This window comes from Maccoyibacter intestinihominis (assembly GCF_040096355.1).
GTDB classification, from domain to species: domain Bacteria; phylum Bacillota; class Clostridia; order Lachnospirales; family Lachnospiraceae; genus Maccoyibacter; species Maccoyibacter intestinihominis.
The window spans coordinates 145,151-166,692 of the sequence record NZ_JBBMEX010000007.1; the positions used below are offsets into that span (position 1 = coordinate 145,151).

22 protein-coding genes and 1 pseudogene are annotated in these 21,542 nt (G+C 42.0%); 3 read left to right on the plus strand and 20 right to left on the minus strand.

The genetic code is table 11. The features are described 5' to 3' along the window. Nucleotides 1-2: 2 nt before the first annotated feature. Genes WMO43_RS08400 through WMO43_RS08410 form a run of 3 tightly spaced genes read right to left on the minus strand, consistent with a single transcriptional unit; the run spans nucleotide 3 to nucleotide 3,854 of the window. Nucleotides 3-947 (minus strand): TIGR03943 family putative permease subunit, encoded by a 945-nt coding sequence (locus tag WMO43_RS08400; RefSeq protein ID WP_353530882.1) that lies wholly within the window; start codon nucleotides 945-947, stop codon nucleotides 3-5. A 29-nt stretch (nucleotides 948-976) separates the two neighbouring features. Further along, nucleotides 977-2,068, minus strand: coding sequence for a CobW family GTP-binding protein (locus WMO43_RS08405; protein WP_353530883.1), 1,092 nt, complete (start codon nucleotides 2,066-2,068; stop codon nucleotides 977-979). A 43-nt stretch (nucleotides 2,069-2,111) separates the two neighbouring features. Then, nucleotides 2,112-3,854, minus strand: a complete 1,743-nt coding sequence (locus tag WMO43_RS08410) for an ABC transporter ATP-binding protein (RefSeq protein WP_353530884.1) — start codon at nucleotides 3,852-3,854, stop codon at nucleotides 2,112-2,114. 120 nt (nucleotides 3,855-3,974) lie between these two features. Here WMO43_RS08410 and WMO43_RS08415 point away from each other — a divergent pair, with 120 nt between their 5' ends. Then, a complete protein-coding gene (locus WMO43_RS08415) occupies nucleotides 3,975-4,613 on the plus strand; it encodes a lactate utilization protein (protein ID WP_353530885.1) in 639 nt (212 codons plus the stop codon). Between the two features lie 72 nt (nucleotides 4,614-4,685). Here the strand turns inward: WMO43_RS08415 and WMO43_RS08420 are convergent, their stop codons facing one another. The 3 genes from WMO43_RS08420 to WMO43_RS08430 form a co-directional block, all read right to left on the minus strand. Next, nucleotides 4,686-5,189 (minus strand): GreA/GreB family elongation factor, encoded by a 504-nt coding sequence (locus WMO43_RS08420; protein ID WP_177963008.1) that lies wholly within the window; start codon nucleotides 5,187-5,189, stop codon nucleotides 4,686-4,688. Nucleotides 5,190-5,223: 34 nt separating this feature from the next. Beyond that, nucleotides 5,224-6,993 (minus strand): arginine--tRNA ligase, encoded by a 1,770-nt coding sequence (gene argS, locus WMO43_RS08425; RefSeq protein WP_353530886.1) that lies wholly within the window; start codon nucleotides 6,991-6,993, stop codon nucleotides 5,224-5,226. Nucleotides 6,994-7,103: 110 nt separating this feature from the next. Beyond that, the gene (locus WMO43_RS08430; RefSeq protein WP_177963010.1) at nucleotides 7,104-7,514 is read right to left on the minus strand and encodes a hypothetical protein; all 411 of its coding nucleotides are present in this window, start codon (nucleotides 7,512-7,514) and stop codon (nucleotides 7,104-7,106) included. Between the two features lie 379 nt (nucleotides 7,515-7,893). Between WMO43_RS08430 and WMO43_RS08435 the strand changes: the two genes are divergently transcribed. Next, a complete protein-coding gene (locus WMO43_RS08435) occupies nucleotides 7,894-8,757 on the plus strand; it encodes an AraC family transcriptional regulator (protein ID WP_353530887.1) in 864 nt (287 codons plus the stop codon). Here WMO43_RS08435 and WMO43_RS08440 read toward each other — a convergent pair. Both WMO43_RS08440 and WMO43_RS08445 read right to left on the minus strand, forming a co-directional pair. Further along, nucleotides 8,731-8,880 (minus strand): hypothetical protein, encoded by a 150-nt coding sequence (locus WMO43_RS08440; protein ID WP_177963012.1) that lies wholly within the window; start codon nucleotides 8,878-8,880, stop codon nucleotides 8,731-8,733. The genes WMO43_RS08435 and WMO43_RS08440 overlap by 27 nt on opposite strands. A gap of 6 nt (nucleotides 8,881-8,886) precedes the next feature. After that, nucleotides 8,887-9,258, minus strand: a complete 372-nt coding sequence (locus WMO43_RS08445) for a hypothetical protein (RefSeq protein ID WP_177963013.1) — start codon at nucleotides 9,256-9,258, stop codon at nucleotides 8,887-8,889. Between the two features lie 149 nt (nucleotides 9,259-9,407). Between WMO43_RS08445 and sigG the strand changes: the two genes are divergently transcribed. Then, nucleotides 9,408-10,187, plus strand: a complete 780-nt coding sequence (sigG, locus tag WMO43_RS08450) for an RNA polymerase sporulation sigma factor SigG (RefSeq protein ID WP_353530888.1) — start codon at nucleotides 9,408-9,410, stop codon at nucleotides 10,185-10,187. A gap of 25 nt (nucleotides 10,188-10,212) precedes the next feature. On the opposite strand, the gene WMO43_RS08455 is transcribed toward sigG, so the two are convergent. The 12 genes and pseudogenes from WMO43_RS08455 to WMO43_RS08510 form a co-directional block, all read right to left on the minus strand. After that, nucleotides 10,213-11,814 (minus strand): MBL fold metallo-hydrolase RNA specificity domain-containing protein, encoded by a 1,602-nt coding sequence (locus WMO43_RS08455; RefSeq protein ID WP_353530889.1) that lies wholly within the window; start codon nucleotides 11,812-11,814, stop codon nucleotides 10,213-10,215. Between the two features lie 134 nt (nucleotides 11,815-11,948). After that, complete coding sequence (gene sigE / locus WMO43_RS08460) at nucleotides 11,949-12,698, minus strand: RNA polymerase sporulation sigma factor SigE (protein WP_177962457.1); 750 nt, start codon at nucleotides 12,696-12,698, stop codon at nucleotides 11,949-11,951. A 19-nt stretch (nucleotides 12,699-12,717) separates the two neighbouring features. Then, the gene (locus tag WMO43_RS08465; RefSeq protein WP_353530890.1) at nucleotides 12,718-13,494 is read right to left on the minus strand and encodes a sigma-E processing peptidase SpoIIGA; all 777 of its coding nucleotides are present in this window, start codon (nucleotides 13,492-13,494) and stop codon (nucleotides 12,718-12,720) included. Nucleotides 13,495-13,807: 313 nt separating this feature from the next. Next, nucleotides 13,808-15,490: a methyl-accepting chemotaxis protein gene (locus tag WMO43_RS08470; RefSeq protein WP_353530892.1), complete on the minus strand. Its 1,683-nt coding sequence runs from the start codon at nucleotides 15,488-15,490 to the stop codon at nucleotides 13,808-13,810. Nucleotides 15,491-15,733: 243 nt separating this feature from the next. Beyond that, nucleotides 15,734-15,913: a DUF6179 domain-containing protein gene (locus tag WMO43_RS08475; RefSeq protein ID WP_177962452.1), complete on the minus strand. Its 180-nt coding sequence runs from the start codon at nucleotides 15,911-15,913 to the stop codon at nucleotides 15,734-15,736. Beyond that, nucleotides 15,910-16,206, minus strand: a pseudogene (locus WMO43_RS08480) (DUF6323 family protein); the annotation flags it as partial. The pseudogene WMO43_RS08480 and the gene WMO43_RS08475, both read right to left, overlap by 4 nt. Nucleotides 16,207-16,218: 12 nt before the next feature. Continuing rightward, the gene (locus WMO43_RS08485; RefSeq protein ID WP_177962450.1) at nucleotides 16,219-16,788 is read right to left on the minus strand and encodes a GNAT family N-acetyltransferase; all 570 of its coding nucleotides are present in this window, start codon (nucleotides 16,786-16,788) and stop codon (nucleotides 16,219-16,221) included. A gap of 33 nt (nucleotides 16,789-16,821) precedes the next feature. After that, nucleotides 16,822-19,704, minus strand: coding sequence for a leucine-rich repeat protein (locus WMO43_RS08490; protein ID WP_353530893.1), 2,883 nt, complete (start codon nucleotides 19,702-19,704; stop codon nucleotides 16,822-16,824). A gap of 246 nt (nucleotides 19,705-19,950) precedes the next feature. After that, a complete protein-coding gene (locus WMO43_RS08495; protein WP_177962448.1) occupies nucleotides 19,951-20,247 on the minus strand; it encodes a helix-turn-helix domain-containing protein in 297 nt (98 codons plus the stop codon). Continuing rightward, nucleotides 20,247-20,600: a type II toxin-antitoxin system RelE/ParE family toxin gene (locus WMO43_RS08500; protein WP_353530894.1), complete on the minus strand. Its 354-nt coding sequence runs from the start codon at nucleotides 20,598-20,600 to the stop codon at nucleotides 20,247-20,249. Before WMO43_RS08500 ends, WMO43_RS08495 begins: the two co-directional genes overlap by 1 nt. A 56-nt stretch (nucleotides 20,601-20,656) precedes the next feature. Next, nucleotides 20,657-20,983: a diguanylate cyclase gene (locus tag WMO43_RS08505; RefSeq protein WP_353530911.1), complete on the minus strand. Its 327-nt coding sequence runs from the start codon at nucleotides 20,981-20,983 to the stop codon at nucleotides 20,657-20,659. Next, nucleotides 20,984-21,514 carry a histidine kinase N-terminal 7TM domain-containing protein gene (locus WMO43_RS08510; protein ID WP_353530895.1) on the minus strand — a complete coding sequence of 177 codons (531 nt, stop codon included), beginning with the start codon at nucleotides 21,512-21,514 and terminating at the stop codon, nucleotides 20,984-20,986. Between the last annotated feature and the right edge of the window lie 28 nt (nucleotides 21,515-21,542).

The following is a 21,542-nucleotide window of genomic DNA, read 5'->3' on the forward strand; positions in this document are numbered from 1 at the left end:
TATTAACTGAAATATACCAGCTCATCTTCCGGCTTTTTCGCCGGTTTTATTTCTACCGGATAAAGGACCGGTCCTTTTCCACGATACTCTTTTGCAAATTCCACTTTGACTTTTGCCGTAATCTCGATCCAGGATTTATGAGGTATCTTATCGGAATCCGGATATTTGCACTTAAATCCGATAAAGGTGATATCCTCCACGCAGCAGGTCATTGCAAAACGTCCCGGTACAAAGACTCCTTTTTTCATTTTGTCCGGGTTATAGACTAATGCTAAGAACTTGATCGTCTTTCCGTCATATTTTTTCGGATTGTCCATGGCATCGAGATACCACAGTCCGTAATCTGCATCGGATAATTCGATAAAATCCGCACTGGTGTCAAATGGAACGTCCTCCATCTCACGCTCATCTAAGGTTCCGTCTTTTCTCTCATAGACGATCTGTGCTTTCCGGTTCAGTGCTTTGACATTCCGACGGAATTTTTCCCGCGGCGTATCATCATCGCAGCGGTTAAAAATGACCACATCCGCATCAAATAACTGCTCCATGATCATTGTCCGCATATTTGCCAGATACATCTCAAAGGTTGTGGCATCGGCGGTTGCTAAGGACTGTACGACTACCCAGCCCTCTGGCAGTTCTGTCTCTTTTAGGGTGTCCATGCCCCAGGTGCCGTTATATTCGATAAAGATCACCTGCGGTTTATAAGCCTCATTGAGTTTTTCTAATGTCTTTGCATTAAAATCTTCTTCCTCATCGATCGTTGCAAGTTTTACATTGATGCCGGCTAACTTTTCTTCGTCATACTCTACATCTCCGTCCTCGCAGGCGATGATCAGTCCGCGGTCCTCTTCCGTAAAATCGTTCTCAAACAGGGTCTCTAAGATCAATGATGTCTTACCGCTGTCCATAAATCCCGTAAAGAGATATACCGGTATTTCTTCCATGCTGCTGCCTCCTTTCCTGTCTCGTTTTTCTATACCAGTTCAAACAGATGCTCTAACCGGTGCTCCTCAATATCTGTTCCGATCACGCAGAGTCTTCCCGTATAATCAGGTTCGCCCTCACGGATCTCATACTCGCCCGGAACCATATCGAAGTAAATCCAGGTTCCGTCTTCTGCCGGAACCATACCTTTTGCTCTTAAGATCGTGCCATATTCTTCGGTATTGCAGAATTTCTTTAAAATGTTCTCAATACCCTCTCTGGTGTATTTGTGAGGTGTCTCCTTGCCCCAGCTTGTAAATACATCGTCGGCATGATGATGTCCATGTTCGTGATCGTGGTCATGGCAGCCGCAGGTGCAGTTCTCGCCATGTTCATGATGGTGGTCATGATCGTGATGATGCTCATGGTCGTGATGATCATGTTCATGGTCATGCTCGTGGTGATCATGATCATGATGATGGTGATGCTCATGCTCCTCTTCCTCGCGATGATGTGCTTCCGCTAAAAGTTCCGCTTCCATCGTGTCCTGACCCTCAATGACTTTTAATATCTGCTCTGCCTTGATTTCATCCCAAGGGGTGGTAATGATCGCAGCTTTTGCATTCAGCTCCTGTATCTGCTTTACGCAAAGCTCTAACTGTGCCTCAGATGCTTTCTGTGTTCTGCTTAAGACAACGGTGGTTGCATATTCAATCTGATTGTTAAAAAATTCACCAAATGCCTTCATCTGTTTGCTGGCTTTGAGTGCATTGACAACGGTTACTAATCCGTTTAATTTGACATCCTGCTCTTTTTCAATATCCATAACGGATTTCATGACATCCGAAAGTTTTCCAACACCGGATGGCTCGATCAGAATACGGTCCGGATGGAATTTCTCGATCACTTCGTTCAGATTCTTACCAAAGTCTCCGACTAAGGAGCAGCAGATACATCCGCTGTTCATCTCGGTAATCTCAATTCCGGCATCCTTTAAGAATCCACCGTCAATGCCGACTTCACCAAATTCGTTTTCGATCAGCACGATCTTTTCTCCCTTGAATACCTCGTCTATCATTTTTTTAATAAATGTTGTTTTTCCTGCTCCTAAGAAACCGGAAATAATATCAATTTTTGTCATACTATCGTCTCCTTCTTTCTATATACTATTGTAGCACAGCCTGTCAAACTTCTTCGTCGGCAAACTGCATCCGGTAAAGACCGGCATAAATTCCATTTTTTTTCATCAGTTCCGTATGGGTTCCCTCTTCTTCAATGCCATTCTCGGTCAGCACCAGTATCTTTTTCGCATTTCGGATAGTCGAAAGTCTATGTGCAATGACAAAGGTTGTACGGTTTTTTGCCAGTTTTTCTAAGGATTCCTGTACGACCCGCTCACTCTCGTTATCGAGTGCGGAGGTTGCCTCATCAAAGATCAGGATCGGCGGATTCTTTAAAAATACCCTGGCAATGGAAAGACGCTGTTTCTGTCCCCCGGAAAGTTTTACGCCGCGCTGTCCGATGTCGGTGTCATAGCCATCCGGCAGTGCCATGATAAACTCATGGGCATTGGCATTTTTTGCTGCCTCTATAACTTCCTCCCTTGTCGCATCCGGTCTGCCGTAGGCAATATTGTCATAGACCGTTCCGACAAAAAGATAGACATCCTGCTGTACAATGCCGATATGGTCTCTTAGGCTCTTTAAGGTCAGATCCCGGACATCTTTGCCATCCACTTTGATACTGCCACCCGTCACGTCATAAAAACGCGGGATCAGGTTGCAGAGTGTGGTTTTTCCTGCTCCGGAAGAGCCTACCAGTGCCAAATACTCTCCTGCATCCACATGTAGATCTATGTGGCTTAGTACCTTTTCTGTATTTTCCTCATACTGAAAAGACACATTTTCAAAATCAATCGTTCCTTTGACATCGGTCAGCTCTTCGCTGCCCTGACTGTCCTGTATATCCGGCTCGATCGCCAATATCTCCTGAAAACGCTCATAGCCGGAATATCCGTTCTGGAACATCTCCGCAAAGTCGATCATCGTGCGGACCGGATCGGTCATAATACTGATATAGAGTAAAAATGTGACTAAATCGGTCACGCTGACCTGTGCTTTTGTGATCAGTATTCCACCTGCGACTAACACGATGACCGTGATCATATTGATAAATGCCGTCAGTCCCGAATGATAACCGCCCATATAGAGGTAACTGTCTTTTTTTGCAGCTAAAAATCCATCGTTGCCGACTTTGAATTTTTCTTCTTCCACACTCTCGTTTGCAAAAGATTTTACCACACGGATGCCCGATAAATTATCCTCAATCTGGGCATTGATATCGGCAATCTTCACGCGGTTTCTCGCAAAGGCTTTTTTCATTTTACGGTTAAAAAACCACGCATACAAAAACATGAACGGTATCAGTGCAAATGCAGCAAATGTCAGTTTCGGACTGATTGTGAATAATATCACAAAGGCTCCGATAAATTTCATTGCAGAAATGACCACATTTTCCGGCCCATGATGCAAAAGCTCCGTAATATCGAACAAATCCGAAGTAATGCGTGACAGCAGTTGTCCCACCTTCTGATTGTCATAAAAGGAAAACGGCAGCTTCTGATAATGTGCAAAAATCTCTGCTCTCATATCATACTCAATCTTTGCTCCCATCACATGTCCGTAATTTGCTATAAAATAATTGCAATAGCACTGAAATAAAATCAAAACGGTCATCATCAGACCCAGTTTTAAAATTACCCGGAATGCCTCATCCGTTTCATAATATATCACAGTCGAGGTGATATAACGTACCACCAGCGGAATCACCAGTGTAATGATGGATGCCATAATTGCAAAAAACATATCTGCAAAAAAGATTTTTTTATAGGGTTTATAATAAGAAAAGATACTCTTTTTCTTCTCCACGTTATCACTTCCTTTACGTTTTTATTCCGTCAACGTTTCTTATCATACCTTCTTTTGCCATGAAATGCAAGCTATGCTATAATGCTGTCAGACAATTTTTCAAAAGAAGGAGGCTTCCCTATGAATCCAAAACAGACCTTTTATGAACATCAGGCAAACACGATCATTGCAAATTTAAAAAAACGTCAGATGGACGGCTTCTACTGTCCAACCTGTAAAGACGCAGTAAAAACAGCCATGGAGCTTGTATCCACCGGCGACAGTGTAAGTTTTGGCGGCTCCATGACACTTTCCGAATCCGGTATCATGGATGCGTTAAATGCCCGTGAAGACATCACACTCTATGACCGTTCAAAGGCTTCTACCCCGGAGGAGATCGGTACGATTTACCGCAAAGCATTTTCCTGCGACACCTATTTTATGAGCACCAATGCCATTACCTTAGACGGCGAGCTTGTCAACACGGACGGCAACGGCAACCGCGTGGCTGCTCTGATTTTCGGTCCGGCACAGGTCATTATTGTCTGTGGCATGAACAAAGTTGCAACGGATACAGACGCTGCTATCGCAAGAGTACGCAACATCGCCTCTCCACCAAACTGCAACCGTTTGAACAGAAAGACTCCATGTGCCACCACCGGTGTCTGTGCAGACTGTCTTTCCCCTGAGTGCATCTGTAACCATACCGTAATTACCAGACGCTGTGGTACGCCGCACCGGATTAAAGTGCTGTTAGTCGGGGAGGAACTTGGGTATTAAAAAAATACCGGTAACATGATAAAAGGAGAGGATGCTATGATACGCATACCTCTCCTGCTTTGCTTTTCACACTTAATACTTCCGGATACTATCCTCCGCTTCATCATCAGACTTCTCAATGGCACGAATCTCCAGATAGTAGCCGGCATTCTCATTGACCTTGACATACACGCGGTCACCGACCTTGGCTCCGCGGATGGCTTTGCCGATCGGAGATTCAATGCTGATATAATTTTTCAGGGAATTGCCGCGTACACTGGTCACTAATTTGTAGACCTCTTCCTCGTCATCATCCTCAAAATAAACGGTTACCCTATTGTTCAGTCCGACCTCGTCCATCTTTGACTCATCCGAAATGACGCTTGCCGTCTTTAACATTCTCTCTAAATACCGGATACGGCTCTCATTTTTATTCTTTTCCTTTTTCGCTGCATGGTACTCAAAATTTTCACTCAGATCGCCCTGCGCTCTTGCTTCCTTTACGGATTCGATGAGCTCCTTGCGAAGTACCAGCCTGCGGTATTCAATCTCTTCTTCAATTTTTTTCACATCGCTCTTTGTAAGCTGTTCTCTCAAAATTCTCCCTCTTTTCCTGTTTCCACTCTAATGCTTACATCTTCTCCGGTGCTTCAAATCCAAGCAGGTCGATGCAGATTTCCAATGCAGATTTTGTCAGTTCTAACAGACGGATATATCCTGCCTGTACCGCTGCATCTTCCTCCGCCATGATCTTTGTCTCATGGTAAAAATGGTTAAATGCGTTAGACAGATCATAGATATATGCACAGAGTTTATGCGGTGCTTTCTCCTCATATGCATTTTCCATTACAGCATTAAACTTTGATAACTCTAACATCAATGCTTTTTCACTGTCGGAATGTGCAGGCTGTATCACAGCATCTTTTGCACTCTTACCTGCCTCGGCATATTTTGCTAAGATCGACTTGATACGCACGATGGTATATAAAATATATGGTCCTGTATTTCCTTCAAAAGAAGTGAAACGATCAATATCAAAAATGTAATCTTTAGATGCCTGATTGCTTAAATCTCCATATTTGATTGCAGAAAGTGCTACGATCTTTGCTGTTTTTTCTGCTTCGTTCGGGTCTACCGTATGGTTCTCCGTAATCTTTTCGTACATCTTCTCGTTGATATTTTTCATCAGCATTTCTAAACGCATAACGCCGCCTTCACGGGTCTTAAACGGTTTTCCGTCCTTGCCGTTCATCGTACCAAAACCTAAGAACTCTAATTTGGTATCCTCCGGTACAATTCCGGTCTTTTTCGCACAACGGAATACCTGTACAAAATGCAGTTCCTGACGCTTGTCTACCACATAGATAACCTCATCCGGGTGGTAGTCCTGCTCACGCATGATCAAAGTTGCTAAGTCTGTTGTTGTATACAAAGATGCGCCATCGGATTTTAGGATAATACACGGCGGGATTTCTTTTGTATCCTCTTCTTTTGCAACATCTACTACCAGTGCGCCGTCACTCATGTAGGCAAATCCGTCTTTTTTCATCTGTTCTACCATATCCGGAATGTATGGCTGGGCATCGGATTCGCCCTTCCACAGTTCAAAAGATACATTCAGATTTTCGTAATTTTTCTTTAAGTCTGTTACGGAAACATTTAAAATGTGGGAAAGCAGTGCCTGATATCCTCTCCGTCCTGCCTGCAATTCAGAGGTTGCTTTCATGGCTGCTTCTTTGTATGCCTCATCCTCTTTGGATTTTGCACTTGCAGTCGGATAGATCTCCTCTAACTCTGAAATGGTAAACGGTGCTTCTTTCGGATATTCTCCGGTATAGTTCTCATCATAATATACAAGCTCCGGTTTACGCTCTCTAAGCTCGGTAATGATCAGACCCATCTGGAGTCCCCAGTCACCTAAATGCACATCACCGATTACCTCATGTCCCATAAATTTTCCAATACGTTTGATACTCTCACCGATAATTGCAGAACGTAAGTGTCCGACATGCAGCGGTTTTGCAACATTCGGTCCGCCGTAATCAATGATGATCGTCTTTGGGTTCTTTGCTTTTTCACATCCAAGTCTTTCTTCATCTTTCTGCATAGACTGCATATAGGATGCAAGATATTCCTTTGATAAGATCAGATTTAAAAATCCCGGTTTCACGGAATCTACCGACTCAAACATCTCGCTCTGCTTTAATTCCTCTGCTACCTTATCTGAGATCATAAACGGTGCACAGTGGTATTCCTTTGCGGCAGCCAATGCACCGTTGCACTGGTACTCGCACAGATCCGGGCGGTTTGAAAGTGTCACTCTTGCATATTTTTCATCGTAACCGCAGGCTATAAATGCCTTAGTCACTTCCCCTGTAATTAAATCCAGCATTTTTTCCATAAAAGTATCTCCTTATATCACCACATCAAAGAGGGTAAGATGACTTACCCTCTGCATAATCTATTATAGTATAATACTTTTTGAAATCCCGTGCAAGTTCTGGCAGAAACTTAAGAGAAAAAGTTCTCAGCAATCGTATAGCTCTCTGTTTCCTTGATACCGCCGGTTAAAAAATGTGCCATATCTTTATTGAAAAAGTGCATTTCGACACCACCCTGCTCATCTGCAAGTACGAACTCATCGTCTTTGATGTAACCGTCATCTAATAAGTATTTTGCAAATACGCAGATGCCGCCTTCATACTGCTCTGCTTCTCTTCCGCTCTTGTCATACATCCGCACTACGATCTTGCCGTCATCTAAGATCGGTCCATACAGTAAACCGACTGCATTGCTTCCAAAATTTCTCTTACAGAGCATTTCGATATTACGCTCCTGTAAGTGGATGTCATTTTTATTCGGATCTAAGATCAGGTAGTTGTTACCTCTTCCTCTATATTTCTTTAATGTGATCGTTTCCATAAACCTGCACTCCTTTCGCTCTGCCTTTGTTTTATCTTTTATCTATACTTTATTATATTTTATTTTTTTGCATTTTCCAGTGTATTTTGTGCTTGAAAATATGCAAAAAGTGCTGTAGGATAGTGTTAGAGCATTTGTGTGTAATTAAAATAATTTTTTTATTTTGGGATATGTGCGTGTTTGTTGACGATTCTGCTATTTTCCGGTGTAGCGGTCAAATATGCTGAATCGCCAACGAACACTGCACAGCTAAGCAAAAGAATATTTTATTCATTATACTCACACAAATTCTTTTTTTATCGTACTCATATCATAAAACACAGGATAAAACAGACTATTATAATAACCAGATATCACCATGCAGGGAGGAATTTTTCAGATGTATCCACCGGAAGAGAATTTAAGAAGTGGTTATTTACAACAGAATTTCAGGTTATTTCATTTAAAGGACAAAAAGGAGCAGCAGTTTGACTTTCACTACCACGATTTTGACAAGATTGTGATTTTTTTATCAGGCAAGGTTACTTATATTGTGGAAGGGAAGTCTTACCACTTAAAGCCTTGGGATATTCTTTTAGTGCCGCACCACGACATCCACAAACCGGTCATTGACGGCAGCAGTGTCTATGAGCGTATTGTCATCTGGGTGAAAAATGAATTTATGGAAAAACAGCACCGCAAGAACTGTGACCTCTCCTCCTGTTTTCAGGAAAGTCTTGACCGCAGCTTTAACCTGATCCGCGTCCGCTCTTCCCTGCAATCGGAGATCCAGACGATCATCGCCAATTTAGAGGACAGTCTGCGCAGTGCGGAATTTGGCAGTGAGTTATTAAGTGACACTTATTTTTTGCAACTCTTAGTCTACATTAACCGCGTGTTTTTAGATGCTTCTTTTACAAACGATGAGACGGATCTGACCTATGACAAGCAGATCACGGAATTACTCAAATATATCAACTCTCATTTAGGGGAAGATTTATCGAATGAAACGCTTGCGAACCGGCTGTATTTAAGCAAATATTACCTGATGCACCGCTTTAAGGAAGAAACTGGTTACACCTTACACAGCTATATTGAACAAAAAAGGCTGTTACACGCCTCCGAACTGATCAAGGAAGGTGTCCCAGCCATGAAAGCCGCCCAGGAGTGCGGCTTCAAAGAATATTCTACTTTTTTAAGGGCGTTCAAACGCAACTTTCATATTTCTCCAAAGGAATTACTGACGGATGTAAATGCCCTGTGATTCTATAAAATCCTGCAACTCGTCCTGTGCATCCTGTGACCATTCCGGATTTAACTCCTTTTTTGTCTTTTCCTGCTCTTTTTGTTCCTCGCTCCGTTCCTGTCTCTTTGCAACATCACTCATTGCACATCACTCCTCTGTCTGACTGTCATGAATCACCTTGTCCAATTTCTGTCGCTTCTCCGCTAAGATCGCATTGATCTGCTCTTTGGTTACCGGATTGTCCGTCTCGTTCGTGCCGTATCTGCTAGAAGGCGGCATTTTTGCCTGTTCTAAAAGCTCCCGCTGTTCCATCTCACGACGGCGTTCTAACTCTAATGCGACTTTTTTTGCGGCTTCTTCTAAGCGTAACCGTTCCGCAGCTTCCTGCTGCCTTTTTCGCTCTTCTTCCTCTTTTTGACGCGCAAGCTCTTCCTGTGTGACATAATGAACATTGTATCCTTTTATAATGCTGTTTTTCAGCTTCTCACGTCTGTTACGTTCATCGATTAAGTCTCTCATTGACATCCCTTTTCCCATCCACTTTATGGTCTTATTTTAGCATATCATTTTTTAAAAATAAAGATATTTTGAATAACTTTCCAAGAGAAAGCACATCCTAGTATCGTCCTCATTTTCCCCTACATATTTTTCATTCAGGAGGAACTGTCATGGCAGCATACAAGGTTGAAATCTGCGGTGTAAACACTGCAAAACTCCCTATTTTAAAGGAAAGTGAAAAGGAAGAACTCTTTGCTAAGATCAAACAGGGAGACATGGCTGCCAGGGAAACTTACATTAAGGGAAATCTGCGGCTCGTTTTAAGTGTCATCAAACGTTTTTCGAATCACAATGAAAATGTAGATGACCTGTTTCAGATCGGATGTATCGGTCTGATCAAATCCATTGATAACTTTAACCCGGATATGGGGGTAAAATTTTCCACATATGCCGTGCCGATGATCATCGGGGAGATCCGAAGATACCTGCGCGACAACAACTCGATCCGTGTAAGCCGCTCTTTGCGTGACACTGCCTATAAAGCGATCCATGCGAAAGAAATCTTAACGAGGACTGCTTCTACGGAACCGACATTAGAAGATATTGCAAAAGAAACCGGTATCCCAAAAGAGGATATCGTCTTTGCACTCGATGCCATTCAGAGTCCTTTAAGTCTCTATGATCCGGTCTATACTGATGGTGGTGATGCGCTCTATGTCATGGATCAGATTAGTGATAAGAAAAATAAAGAAGAAAAATGGATTGAAGAGCTCTCTTTAGGCGATGCCATGGATCGTTTAAATGAGCGTGAAAACTATATTATCCGGCTTCGTTTTTTTGAGGGCAAGACCCAGATGGAAGTTGCCGAGGAAATCCATATTTCCCAGGCACAGGTCTCCCGTCTGGAAAAATCCGCCCTAAAGAGTATGAAAAATTATCTTTCTGTGTAGATTTCGGTATAGATCAGCAATCCCATTAACGATCCCATTTTTCACACAGTGCATTGATCTGGTCTGCAAATTTTGCCATATCTTTATTTGCAGTTCCTTCATTTTTCTGGATGACCGCTAAGAGTCTCTCACCGGCTGCTAACAGTCTTGCAAAGACGTTCGAAGAAGCCTTGCTGCTCTTTGTCTTTTTCTTCACAAGATCTCTTGAACCCTGTGCAGTCTGCTGGTTCAGCACCAGATCAAACGTATCCCCACTGTATGGTGCTACGGCATCGAGTCCTAATTCTTCTCGCAGATATGCAGCAAAGCCATCGCAGACCTCATCATCACCATGCACGATAAAGACCCGTTTTAACGGTGTCTTATAGGCTTTGATCCATTCTGTCAACATTCTCTTATCCGCATGACCGCTCAATCCCGGAAGGTTCATGATCTTCGCGTGAACTTCAATCTGCTCGCCAAACAATTTTACTTCTTTGACACCGTTAAGCAGTGAATGTCCTAACGTTCCCGGCACCTGGAATCCGACAAAGACGATCGTGGAATCCGCTCTCCACAAATTATGTTTTAAATGATGGCGGATACGGCCTGCCTCACACATACCGGAAGCAGATATGATTACCTTGGATTTTTCGTTAAAGTTGATCATCTTCGATTCATCACTTGTAATCGCCATCTTCAAACCGTCAAAACGAATCGGATTGATGCCTTTTCCGACTAATTCTAATGCCTCTTCGTCGAAACATTCTGCTACATTTTTATGAAAAATTCCGGTTGCCTCCACAGCAAGCGGACTGTCAATATAGACTTCAAAATCCTGATACTCTTTCATCAGATTTTCGGTCTTGATCCTTCTTAAAAAATAGAGTAATTCCTGTGTCCTTCCTACAGAAAATGCCGGGATCACGACATTTCCGCCCCGGTGAAAGGTTTCGGTGATCACTTCTGCCAGTTCTTTTGCATAGTCGACAGACACCTCATGCAGACGGTCTCCATAGGTGGATTCCATGACTACATAATCGGCATCCTCGATAAAATGCGGATCTTTGATCAATGGTTTGTTGCCATTGCCAATGTCACCGGAAAAGACAATTTTTGTCTTTCCGTCTTCGTCCTCTGCCCATACCTCGATGGATGCAGAGCCTAACAGGTGTCCTGCGTCCACAAAACGGATGGTAAGTCCCGGTTCGATCTCAATTTTTTGTGCATATGGACATGGTACAAAATGCTCCATAACTCCCATTGCATCATTGATATCATAAAGCGGTACCACTTCCGGTCTTCCGGCACGTCTTGCTTTCCGGTTCTTCCATTCTGCTTCAAACTGCTGGATATGCGCACTGTCTTTTAACATGATCTCGCAGAGTTCCGTTGTCGCATTTGTCGCATAGATCTTTCCGCGAAATCCATGGTTATAAAGTAGCGGCAGCAAGCCGGAATGATCGATGTGTGCATGTGTTACTAACACATAATCGACCTCTGAAGCATTGACGGGTATCTCCTGATTGACATATAGATCTGCTCCCTGCTCCATTCCACAGTCGATCAGGACATGCGTCTGCCCCACTTTCAGATAATGACAGCTTCCTGTTACCTCATGATCTGCCCCCAAAAATTCCAGTTTCATATACACTTCTCCTTTTACGTTTCCTCTGTATGCAGATTATTATATGATTGATAGGATCATACTTATCGCAGTACCTCTCAAAAATCTGAGATTTTTATTATTATACCATATTTGTTTCGGAATTGTATATGCAATTACTCGAATTTTACAATTTCTTTTTTTAATCTTTTCATAATCTTCTTTTCTAACCGTGAGATATAGGATTGAGAAATCCCAAGCAGATCCGCCACTTCTTTCTGGGTCATTTCCTCTCCGTTTTTTGTTCCAAGTCCAAAGCGCAGTTCTACGATCGTCCGCTCCCTGCCTGAGAGTTTTTTAATCGCTTCCCGTAAAAGCTGCTCCTCTACTTCGCTTTCGATCCCACGATAGATAATGTCCTCTTCGGTGCCTAATACATCGGATAGCAGCAGTTCATTGCCATCGTAGTCTACATTTAAAGGTTCGTCTATGCTGACCTCTAACTTTGTCTTATTATTTCGCCGCAGATACATCAGAATCTCATTTTCGATGCAGCGGGAAGCATAGGTTGCCAGCTTGATATTTTTTTCCGGATTAAAGGTATTGATCGATTTGATCAGACCGATCGTTCCGATCGAGATCAGATCCTCTACTCCGACACCGGTATTGTCGAATTTTTTTGCGATATAAACGACCAGCCTTAAATTGTGTTCTATTAACATGGAACGCGCCTCTTTTAAGCTCTCCTCTTCTCCATTCACCAGTCCCTGTATGTAATGTGCCTCATCGATCGCATCTAATGGAGGTGGCAGAACTTCACTTCCTCCGATGTAGTGCACTTCATTTTTCTTTTTTAAAAACATAGAATAGAAAGACGGTATGATCCGAATTCCCATTTTTCCCGGCAGATTCATTTTTATGTACATTTTCTGCTGCTCCTTTCCTTTACCATAATCGCCCATTTAAAATTATCCGGTATGTACTGTCTTTTAAAAATTTTTCTTCCACAATGGCAAAAACTGCCGGTTGTATCGCAATTTCTTTTTTTTCTTTTTTAATATAAAGGGAATCCAGTATCACCGCCTGCACCATGCCGTGCTCTTCTCCAAGTGATACAAATGGTATATAGCGGTACAACACCGGCTCCTCCCCTGTAAGCATCTCTAACGTGTTCTTTTCTATAAGGCTGACCGGAAGATTACTGTACGGGTCCATAAGCAAATTTCCCGTATCGAAAAAACCTTTTGTGGAAACTTCTTTCCCTTTATGGCATACTCTGATATCATAGATTTTTTCTTCCTCCTTCCGGTCCTGAAACAGGAGTAAAAATATAGTCACCACTCCTGCTATGCCTCCCATAACCCATCCAAAGAGATTCCTTTGTCCTAAGAGCCGGCAAAGCCACTCTACCGAACCGCCAAGCAGCAGCATGATCAGATATCCCGCTGCATAGTCTGTCAAAAATTCACGAATACTTTTCTGCTGAAAGCAAAAATAGAACATCAGCGGATTGATAAGAAGGTGTACAAGTATTTTATAAATCCCTGCATTTTTCAATAAAAGCATACTGGCAGCCACACTCAATACGCCCAACAATGCCATCACTGCCATTCGTCCTGTTTTTGTCTGTTTTCTTCTGACTTCCCGAATAAGGAAGAGGGTCAGGTAGTCGAAGAAAAAGTTGGTCACGATGTATACATCTATGTAAAACTCATAATGCACCTGCTACCTCCATTGCTGCTTTTGAAATCTCTTTGATCGGTACGAACCTATTATATGAAATATCAGATGCTTTTTTTGTCAAAATCAAAGTGGCGAAATACAGGAATCATCCTGTCCTTTCGACAGACCTTCCCATAATATCCGAAAATCCCGGATCGTTACAGAACGGTAATTGCGTGAGAAATTTCTTATAAGGATCAGGGTGTCAAAAAACTTCAAACCGCCTTTTGACACCCTGATCCTATAAAACAAAAAAGAAAGCAGATCTCTCTGCTTTCTTTTACGTTATCTATCGTAATATACTTCCCTGTTACTATTTGCGGATCTTGAAGCTCTTGATCAACTGCTCTAACGTTCCTGCCTGATCGCTCATTTCCTGACTTGCTGCCGCACACTGCTGTGAAGTTGCGGAATTTGTCTGAACAACACTGTTGATCTGCTCAACTCCCTGATTGATCTGTGTCATCGTTGCTGCATCTGCCTCTAATGCTACCGCGATCTTGTATACTTCTGCAGTCGCTGCTTTAGAGCTTTCTACAACCTGCTCTAACTGTTTTGCAGTCTCATCTGCAATGACTTTACCTCTCTCAACCGCGGATACGGAGGTCTCGATCAGATCACGGGACTCTTTGGCTGCTTCCGCACTCTGTGCTGCAAGAAGGGATACCTGATCTGCTACCACGGCAAATCCTTTTCCTGCTTCTCCTGCTCTTGCTGCCTCGATGGAAGCATTCAGTGCTAACAGATTGGTCTGTGAAGCAATGTCATTGATCGCTGCAATAATGTTGCCGATCTCCTGAGAGGTATTACTGATCTCATCCATGGCTTCGACCATTTCCTGCATCTTCTGGTTACTGATCATAACAGCTTCTTCGGAAGATTCTACTTCCTTGCTGATATCTTTTGCATTCTTTGCATTACCGGATACGCGCTCGCTGACTTCGTCAATCGTTGCCGTAAGCTCTTCTGTAACACCTGCCTGCTCAGTTGCACCTTCTGCTAAATCCATGGAACCTGCTGCTACCTGTTCTGCTCCGTTGGTTACCTGATCTGCAACGCTTTGAACGTTTGTGATCATATCTGCCATACTGTGCTCAAATGCTTTAAAGGATGTTAAGATTCCTTTGAAATCTCCCTTCCATTCTACGGATGGATTGACAACAAAGTTCCCTTTTTCAAATTCCTGCATTGAAGCACCGATATCGTCTACATAAGAAGATAAGGTTGCTATAGAAGATCTTAAGCTGTCTGCTAATGAACCCAGCTCATCATCTGCCTGATAATCCAAAGTGCTGTGAAGATTTCCTTGGGACAATTCTTTCGTTGTCTCCTCCAATGCAGCTAATGGTATCAAAATAGATGCAATAATACGTTTTCCAACTACTACTGCGGATGCGATGCCGATTAAATTGAATATGATAATACCAATAATATTGGAAACTGCATCACGCTTACTTGCAAACATCAGTTTGTCCACTTGTTCATCTGTAATCTTTTGTATTTCTTTTGCGGTATCTACTGCTTCGGATAATGCCGGTGCACATTTTGTCAGTATCTTTTCCGTTGCATCTTTCTGATTTCCTGCTTCAATCTCATCGATAATATCCATACCGATGGTCCCCCACTTATTCATCTGGGTCACATACTGATTATAGAGCTTGTCCTCAATGACCCCTGTTTTTTTCATTGCATCTAACTCTTGATCAATATTCTTTAAAGCATCGTCTACATTTTTCTTATATGTAACATAACTTGACTTATCGTCATTTAACGCCATCTCACGGATATTTCTGGCTGCAATATTTACATTCAGTCTGCACATCTGAACGGCTGTGTCAGCCCGCTGTACTTTGTTAGAATAATTACTGAGATTTCTAAGCAGTATCGTCTCTCCTACGATTGCTAAGATTCCTGAAAATACCATCAGTACGATCACGATCAGATAGCCGGTTATCATTTTTTTTCTGATAAGCATTCCATCTAATTTTTTAAACATATGCTTCTCTCCCTTTTTGTGTATTTTTTGTATTCTCTCATATACGATTATTATAATCAGATTGGTAGGCTTTTGCAATATTGTTTTCGTCATATTTTGTCAAAAAATGCAATTTTTTACGCTGCTTTTTATAAATATCCAAAGTCCGTCAGAACTACCGTTCCATGCAGTCTGTGGTGCTGTCTATAATCTTTCTACACTGTTTTTTTAACTCCTCTGCTGTCTGACTGCATACCAGCTCTTCTAATACTTCGTAGGGTTTTTCCTCCTGTGATGCACTGCCTCCATCAAGTGTCTTGCTCTCTCATACGAGACGGAGCTACTCTCTGCTGAGGTGAATTTTTCTGTCAGCTCTGCTACTACGGGGATCAGTTCTTCCATTCCATAATCGATCTGCTGATCTGTTTTCTGCTCTGTATTCATGCCTCATCCTCCCGATATTTTCCGATATATTTTTTCGTACCGGTCCGCACCTCTCTTGCGAATGTATCAAGTACCGTTCCCTCTAAATAATCAAGATCTCCGGCACAGATTCCATCAAATTTCTCTTTCATGTACTCTAACAGCTCATCATCGGTCAGTTCATCTAAGGATTCATTTTTATACAGATAAAAAATATCCTGTAACCGCATCAATGTATCCGCATAGTTTTCCTGCATGATAAACGGGGAGTCGCAAAAATGAAAAACCAGCTTTTTTAGGATTCCCTCCCCAAATTCTACTCTCTGCTACTCCCTTAAGCTGTTTTTCCGCTCCTGTACCAGCAGTTCTGCGTCCTCCCTGCTCATGCAGGTAACGTGCTCCGTGCGTATATCATCCATCAATTTCCAATGGATATCACGGTTGGTATGATGATAGATAAATCCGCATTTTTCCTGTACCCGTTTTGATTTCTCATTTCCATCAAAATAGCCACACCAGATCCTGTCTAACTTCAAATCTTCAAAACCGTGCCTTAACAGTTCCTCCACAGCTTCCGGTATCAGTCCCTGTCCCCAGAACGGCACTCCGATCCAATATCCGATCTCTCCTTCGGTGTCAGGAATATCTAAATTACTTGCAGACCCGATCATCAGTCCTACACTGCCTACTGCCTGATCCTGATCTTTTGGTATTACTGCATAGGTCTCATCCGCAGATAATACATTCTTTATGATCTCTCTGCTGTCTTCTACACTTGTATGTATCGGCCAGCCGGCAATGGGGCCAACCCTTGGATCTTTTGCGTATTCATACAGGCTTTTAGCATCTGATTCCTGCCATTTACGCAGTATCAGTCTTTTGGTTGTTAATTCCATGAAAATTCTCCCGTTCTTGTATTGCTATGTTTTTTATTCTACCTTGATCGATACTTTAATCGTACGGCTGGCATAGGTTCCTTTTCCCTTTGCCTTTACGTTGATCGTATATTTTCCTCTCGGTGTTCCCTTTTTGATGGTTACCTTTCCTTTATTGTTTACCGTAATATATTTCTTACAATTCTTGGACTTACTGTAGGTTACCGTTCCCTTTGCCTTTGTGACACCGATCTTAAAGGAGTAGTTTTTTGCAAGTTTTCCGGTAGATGCCTTGGCTTTGTAAGTCTTTGACTTAACTTTTACAGTCATTGGATTCTTTTTTTGGATCACCAGTTTTGCAATATTAGACTGTGCACTCTTATGCGTGTCAGTCGCTGCAACTTTTGCTCTTACATAATAAGTTCCGACTTTTTTCGGATAGTTTTTCAGCTTCTTTTTGCACTTCGCATCCGTATAATAGGTGTAGGTTACTTTTCCTTTACTTCCGGTTACCTTCGCCTTACCGATCTTGATCGCTTTGCCTGTGTAAATGGCATACTTGTCCTTTAAGACTACTTTTGAGGATTTTTTCGTACTTGTTTTTCCATTGACTTTGACTTTTATTTTCACAGAGGTCTGATAGTATTTCGTTTTACCTGTGATCGTTACATTTCCCGAGCCGACAAAGGATACCTTTCCTTTGGCATCTGTTTTCGCGATCTTCGTATTGCCGGATACCCAGGTGATATTCTTACTGCTAAATGCCACCTTTTGTCCAAATTCCGGATTAATCAGCCACAATTTTGCCTGTGTCTTTTTTCCAACCTGACATTTTGCACTATCAATCCCAATACTAAACTGATATGTATACTCTTTCGGCGTATTCCATATGATCCCCCTGCTTGTGATCGCTTCCGAAAAAGTGCCGTTTGGAATATACATCGACTGACTTACCGTCTGATTCGCCGGTTTTGCTGCTGCCTGCGGATTCTCGGCATTCCCAAAGCACTGCGCCCATGTATAGACTCCATCCATATAAAAACATCCGATTCCTATCGTTGTGGCATCTTTCGAAAGAATATTCTCTCTATGACCTTCTGAATTCATCCAACTGTTCATCACTTCTGAAGCTGAACGCTGATTGATCGCAACATTTTCTGCGATCATAGCTGCATTTGCCGAAAAACAGCCTGCACCATCCGGTCTTGTATGGGAAAACAGCACTTCCTGCTCTCCTGCTCTGATCATCGCTGTTTCTAATAAGCTGCTATCCATCGTCAATGCCGACAAACCATTTTCCGCTCTTTTTTTATTTACAATGGAAAGAACCTCAAAGGCTTTTTTATAATCTCTGGTACCGGAAATGGTGATCTTCTCTGCATAATGAAGTCCATTTTTACCAAACTTCACAAGTTCTTTATTCAGGCAGTTTACCTGTACCCCTGCCTCAAAGGCGTTCTCATCTACATACTGTGTAGATGCCGGAAGCGTAATACTGGTTAAAGAAGGGCAATTTGCAAATGCCTGTCGATAGATTGTTTTCACCTTTGACAAATTTACCGTTTCTAACGCATAGCACTGTGCAAAATCAGCATAACCGATCGTTTCTAAGCCTTTTGCCGTAAACGTTTTCAGGCTGCTACAACTGTTAAAAACGGAACCACCCCATTTTTTCATTCGATCCGGAAGTGTGACGTTCACTAAACTGCTACAATCGCAGAAAGTACGCATACCCAAGGTCTGAAGTCCTCCAAAATCAATCGTTTTAATGCTGCTGCACGCCTCAAACATCCTGTAAGGGGACTCTTTCAGTCCTTTCCCGAATTTGACGGATGTAATCTCTGTACAACTATCGAATGCAAAACTGCCAGCCGTTGTTATCTTATCGGTAAGTACCAATGCTCCTGATAATGAGGAATCGTAAAATGCTCCCTCCCCAAGTGTTGTTACATTGGAAAAACGAACGCTTTTCAGATTACGGGTCTTGGAAAAAGCATAATCTCCGATCTGCTTTACACCGGTCGGCACGGTAAATTGTGTAACCGCTTTATCCACTGGAAACAGCACTAACGTGGACTTATCTTTTGTATATAAAACACCATCTTCTGCTATAAAAGCAGTGTTGCCGGATGCAACTTTCAACTCGGAAAGGCTCGTATTGCCAAATAATATCTGTGGCGAAAATTTTGTCATTTTTTTAGGAATTTCAAAAGTAGTAATCACGGTCTCCTGCAATGCATAATCCCCCATTGTGGTTACTCCGCTTGCGGAAAATGCTGCTAATGAAGTACATCCTGCAAATGCTCCGCTCTCTATGGTTTTGACATTCTTAGCAAGTTTTACTCCTGTAAGTGATGAACACTCATAAAATGCTGCCTCTTTGATGGTCTGTAAGGATTGTGGAAAGCTAACCGATGTAATGGAACTCATTCTGCAAAAGTTCTGCTGTCCGATCACGGTAATCCCCTCACTGATCACTACACTCTTTACATTGAGTTCGCTCCACGGTGCAGGTTCTGACAGACTTGCATCCGGCATTGCACCGGAACCTGTGATCGTCAGTGTCGTACCTGATAATTTCCATTTTACATTGCCATATGTACCGCTCTGCGCAGAAGCTCCTGTCGCATTCTGAGTCAGATCATTCGTTCCGGTACTTTTTTGTTCTTCCTGATCCTTTACTTCTATGTTCTCTGCTTCTGTACTCTTTGTATCCTGACTCTTTACTTCTGTATTTTTTGCATCTTCGTTCTCTTTTGGTTTGTATTTTCCCGCCGGTGAGATGTCCTGAGCTTTCCCTCCGACTAATTGCCCGTCCTCTTTTTGGAGAGATGCTGCTGCCTGTACGGATTTTGTGGAAAATCCAGACATTGCGTATAAAAGACAGCATCCTATGAACAGTCCTAACACTAATTTTCCTTTTTGTTTCTTTTTCATAGCTTTAGACCTCCTTTTTTAGTTAATTTTCCAGTAATAATATATTATTTCCCTACTTTTTCCAGTGATCCTATCAATCACCCTTTCAGTCACCTTTTCAGTCACTTTCCTATTTCAAAATCTTGTATTGTTATTGCTTTATTTTACCACATTTATCTGCCTACCGGAATATATTTGGAATAATCAAAAGAATCAAAAAAGACATTCGGACTCCTTTCAGAATCCGAATGCCTAAAATATTATACGCTATTTCCGTAATTGTGTTTGCATTGGTACAAATTCAATTTTTAATTGCATCCCCATACCATGAGCTAACCGCTTCAAAAGTTTTAAAGATGGATTTCTGGTTCCATTTTCAAGTTTACTTATATCTGCCTGATCTATTCCCGTACGCTTTGCAAGCTCTTTTTGTGTTAAATTCTGTTCAATGCGTGCATCGATCATGGCACGAATAACATCCATTTCCGGCTGCATGTCATCCCATTCCTTTTTAAATTCAGGGTCTTTTAATTCTTCTTGTAATAAATTTTGAAATTCACTCATTATTCACCACTCCTTTCTAAAAAAGCTTTTCTGCATTTCTTTGCATATTCAATTTCACTTGGCGGTGTCTTTTTCGTCTTCTTAACAAAACCATGTGTTAATACTATTCTCCCTTCATAATAAAAGAAATATAATACTCTTGAAATATCTGTCCCTACTTTTGCTCGCAATTCAAATATTCCATCACCTAAAGGTTTACTGTATGGTTCTCTTAACTGATTCCCATACTGCTCTAAAATACTAACTAAGCCAAATAATTTTGCCTTCATTTTGGGATTTTGTGAAAGCATAAAATCTTTCGCGGGTTTCTTTCCCTCCTCTGTTTCGTAGAATTCTGCTTTAAATTCACTCATAACTTTCCTCCGATGTGATTTCTATATCAATATAATATGGTGTTTTTACCATATTGTCAAGCAACAGGACACGCCTTGATCAAAAACAAACCATAATGTAAATTATGATAAAATGAAACCAAGTCCTCTCCCCATGGAATCCCCCACGGGTAAAGGACTTGCTCTCTTATTTTCTTCTCTTCACATTTCTTAGCAATCAGAAAATGCAATCTCTCCATTACTCTTACAGGCTCTAAAAGCTCTGTTCCGTAATCTAACATCATAAATTCATCACCACCGTAACGTGCCACAAAGATGTTGTACTCTCCCGCAAGCTGTATCATGCACTCCGCAATGGATATCAGTGCATTGTCTCCTTCTGCATGACCATACTTGTCATTAATCTATTTGAAACGGTTTGCATCTAAGAGATAAAGGATCATCGGATGCTCCTTATCTGCCTGTGGAATCTTCGTTTCTAACATAAAAAACAGACGTTTCCGGTTATTCAGCCCGGTCAGTGCATCATTATAAATCTGCGTCCTTTGTATATAGACAAAAATGATAAATAATGGTGTTATGATTGCCGGTGCTAAAATCGGCGTATTTCCAACCATCATCTGTACCATACCCGCTAATAACGGAAATAGTAAAAAAATCCCCAACAGCCAGCACAATGTCCGCCTTTCCTTATTCGTTTCCCGGATACCATACTTTACGGCATAGATACAGACTACAAGACTATACAGATATTGCAGGGATGACACAAAAACGAACAATACGCCTCTTTGGTATGTACCATCTGCCGCAATCTGAAATACCCAGCCGGTCCACGGTGTCGTCAGACATAATACCATTGCAAGCCCGATCGGTATCTGACAGATCAGATAGACCCGTCTGCCCGGACGTTTATCCGTTCTTCTAATGCGTGCCATCGCAAAAAAAATCTACCCCGATATATGT

Coding starts and splice junctions, on each gene's coding strand:
- WMO43_RS08400 (WP_353530882.1), bottom strand. CDS start 947: ATGGAAGAAATACCGGTATATCTCTTTACGGGATTTATGGACAGCGGT.
- WMO43_RS08405 (WP_353530883.1), bottom strand. CDS start 2,068: ATGACAAAAATTGATATTATTTCCGGTTTCTTAGGAGCAGGAAAAACA.
- WMO43_RS08415 (WP_353530885.1), top strand. CDS start 3,975: ATGAATCCAAAACAGACCTTTTATGAACATCAGGCAAACACGATCATT.
- argS (WP_353530886.1), bottom strand. CDS start 6,993: ATGGAAAAAATGCTGGATTTAATTACAGGGGAAGTGACTAAGGCATTT.
- WMO43_RS08430 (WP_177963010.1), bottom strand. CDS start 7,514: ATGGAAACGATCACATTAAAGAAATATAGAGGAAGAGGTAACAACTAC.
- WMO43_RS08435 (WP_353530887.1), top strand. CDS start 7,894: ATGTATCCACCGGAAGAGAATTTAAGAAGTGGTTATTTACAACAGAAT.
- WMO43_RS08440 (WP_177963012.1), bottom strand. CDS start 8,880: ATGAGTGATGTTGCAAAGAGACAGGAACGGAGCGAGGAACAAAAAGAG.
- WMO43_RS08445 (WP_177963013.1), bottom strand. CDS start 9,258: ATGAGAGACTTAATCGATGAACGTAACAGACGTGAGAAGCTGAAAAAC.
- sigG (WP_353530888.1), top strand. CDS start 9,408: ATGGCAGCATACAAGGTTGAAATCTGCGGTGTAAACACTGCAAAACTC.
- WMO43_RS08455 (WP_353530889.1), bottom strand. CDS start 11,814: ATGAAACTGGAATTTTTGGGGGCAGATCATGAGGTAACAGGAAGCTGT.
- sigE (WP_177962457.1), bottom strand. CDS start 12,698: ATGTACATAAAAATGAATCTGCCGGGAAAAATGGGAATTCGGATCATA.
- WMO43_RS08470 (WP_353530892.1), bottom strand. CDS start 15,490: ATGTTTAAAAAATTAGATGGAATGCTTATCAGAAAAAAAATGATAACC.
- WMO43_RS08475 (WP_177962452.1), bottom strand. CDS start 15,913: ATGAATACAGAGCAGAAAACAGATCAGCAGATCGATTATGGAATGGAA.
- WMO43_RS08485 (WP_177962450.1), bottom strand. CDS start 16,788: ATGGAATTAACAACCAAAAGACTGATACTGCGTAAATGGCAGGAATCA.
- WMO43_RS08490 (WP_353530893.1), bottom strand. CDS start 19,704: ATGAAAAAGAAACAAAAAGGAAAATTAGTGTTAGGACTGTTCATAGGA.
- WMO43_RS08495 (WP_177962448.1), bottom strand. CDS start 20,247: ATGAGTGAATTTCAAAATTTATTACAAGAAGAATTAAAAGACCCTGAA.
- WMO43_RS08500 (WP_353530894.1), bottom strand. CDS start 20,600: ATGAGTGAATTTAAAGCAGAATTCTACGAAACAGAGGAGGGAAAGAAA.
- WMO43_RS08510 (WP_353530895.1), bottom strand. CDS start 21,514: ATGGCACGCATTAGAAGAACGGATAAACGTCCGGGCAGACGGGTCTAT.